General features: G+C 73.2%; 2 protein-coding genes. Both read right to left on the bottom strand.

Annotation, left to right across the window (positions count from 1 at the left end):
* On the bottom strand, positions 1–1,219 hold a 1,219-nt coding region (locus VFZ20_RS01350; RefSeq protein WP_329682013.1), incomplete at its 3' end, for a hypothetical protein.
* A complete protein-coding gene (locus tag VFZ20_RS01345; RefSeq protein ID WP_329682012.1) occupies positions 1,219–2,214 on the bottom strand; it encodes a PhoH family protein in 996 nt (331 codons plus the stop codon). The genes VFZ20_RS01350 and VFZ20_RS01345, both read right to left, overlap by 1 nt.
* Positions 2,215–2,428 lie beyond the last annotated feature (214 nt).

Raw genomic sequence — 2,428 nt, 5'->3', positions numbered from 1 at the left:
GTGCCAGGACGAGCGCCAGGACGAGCGCCATCCGCCCGCCCCAGAGCACGGCGGCCAGCAGCGTGGCGAAGGGGATGGGGATGAGCTCCGGCGGCAGGCCAAAGCGGCCGATGGGCGAGGCGATCCCCGCCACGGCCAGGATCAGCGCGCCCAGGAAGAGGATGGAGCGGTCGTCGTGGTAGATGCGCGGACGCACGATGAGCAGCAGGGCGCCCACGATCATCAGCAGCAGGGCGTTGAACAGCACGGCGCCCAGCACGCGCAGCACGCCGCGGGCGCCGGGGTTGTCCGTCCGTTGCCCCTGCATGGCCGTCTGGTACGCCCGCAGCCGCTCCACCTCGCGCTCCGTCACCTGCTCGCGGGCGCCCACGATGCGCTGTCCGGGAAGGATGCGCTCCTGCACGCTGTCCACGGCCGCCGCCGCCCGGGCCCGCGCGGCGGAGGTCAGCGCGTCGCTCTCCGCCAGGGAGGGGCGGAAGTAGCGGACGAGGAGCAGCCGCTGCAGCTCCGCCGCGTCCACCCCCGCGTCCGACGGCAGGCGGGCCTGCGCCGCGCGGTAGAACTGGTCCGCCGTAAAGACGCTGTCCGCCGCCAGCAGCCGCTCGCCGCCGGGGAGCCCGCGCACCCGCACGGCAGACACGCCCCCGCGCGCCGGCGACCCCGCCGCCACGCCGCGGGGAAACAGGTCGCGCACGGCCTGCTCCGCCGTCACGCGCAGCTGCTGACGGCGCGCGGGGTCCACCAGCGCGTCGATGGTGCCGCGCGTGCTGGGGATGCGGGCCGCGTCCAGGGCGCCGCGGACGGCCTCGGGCTCCGCGCCGGGGGGGATGGCCACCAGCACGGCGTCCACGGCCGCGAAGAACGACCGCAGGCCGCCCACGACGCTGTCGCCGGCGGCCGGGCGGTACTCGTAGACGGGCGGCACGCCGCGGGCGGCCTCTTCCCGCTCGCGGCGCAGGGCCTCGGGGGCCTTGGGCACGCTGAACGCCACCTCGGCGATCACGTCCTCGCGCGCCACCACGCCGCGCTCCAGCACGGGCACGTCCGCCGTCTGCGCGCCCGGGAACAGCAGGTACACGCCGATGGCCACGGCCAGCAGCAGCGCCCCGCGCATTGCGTGGTGCAGCGCCCGCGCCGCGCGCGACCGGGGCGCGGGCGCCGCGGGCTCGCGCGGAACGGCGCGGCGCTCGGGGAAGCCGCGCTCCCCGGGGCTCGGCATCAGCCCTCCCGCTGGGGGTCCCCGCTCTCGTCGCCGCGGGCGGCGTCGTACGCGCGGATGATGTCCTTGACCAGCCGGTGGCGGATGACGTCCGCGCCCGACAGGTAGCTGAAGGCGATCCCCTCGATCCCCTTGAGCACGTTCTCGATCTCCACCAGGCCGCTGTCCTCCCGGCGCGGCAGGTCCACCTGTGTCTTGTCGCCCGTGATGACGGCCTTGCTGTTCAGGCCCAGGCGCGTGAGGAACATCTTCATCTGCGCGCGGGTGGCGTTCTGCGCCTCGTCCAGGATCACGAACGCGTCCTGCAGCGTGCGGCCGCGCATGTATGCCAGGGGCGCGATCTCGATGGCCCGGCTCTCCATGGCGCGGCGCAGCCGGTCCGGCGGAATCATGTCCTCCAGGGCGTCGTACAGCGGGCGCAGGTACGGATCGATCTTCTCCTGCAGGTCACCCGGGAGAAAGCCCAGGTTCTCGCCCGCCTCGACCGCGGGACGCGCGAGGATGATGCGCTTGACCCGCTTGCGGAAGAGCGCGTCCACGGCCATGGCTACCGCCAGGTACGTCTTGCCCGTGCCCGCCGGCCCGATGCCGATGACCACGTCGTTCTCCTCGATGGCCGTCAGGTACTTGGCCTGGCCCTCGGACTTGGGGCGCACGGTCTTGCGCGGCCCGGGGACCACGACGGGCGCCGCGTCGGCCACCGTGCGCACGCCGTTCTCCGACCCGGCCGCATCGTAGAAGCGCGCCACGTCATCGGTGCCGAAGGGCACACCGTTGCGGGCCATCTCCACCATGTGCTGCGCCACGGGCACTGCGCGCTCCACGTCCTTGAGGTCGCCCGAGAGCAGCAGGTGGTCGTCGCGCAGCACCACGCGCAGGCCGGCGCGCTTGCCCAGCTCCAGGAGGTTGGCGTCGTTCACGCCGCTCAGGCTGAGCGGGTCGGCGCCCTCGGCGGGGATGCGGTGCTGGACCGCCGCGTTGTTCGTATCTGCCATCTATTCCTGATCCTTCGCGGAATCGTCCGTCGTGTATCTCGTGTGTCCGGTCTTTGGTACTGCTTCTTCTCGATCTGCAACGTCTGCGAGGACGCGAGATTGAACTTCAACTGCGTACGGCAGGTGTGGGCGTGCCCCTCCGCTGCGCTCCGGGTCGGGCTGCGCGCGCCGTAGGCAACGATACGACTGTTGCCAACGGCGCCGGGCCACCTCC

The organism is Longimicrobium sp. (genome assembly GCF_036280135.1).
Taxonomy (GTDB): Bacteria; Gemmatimonadota; Gemmatimonadetes; order Longimicrobiales; family Longimicrobiaceae; genus Longimicrobium.
This window is presented reverse-complemented; position numbering and strand designations above follow the sequence as displayed.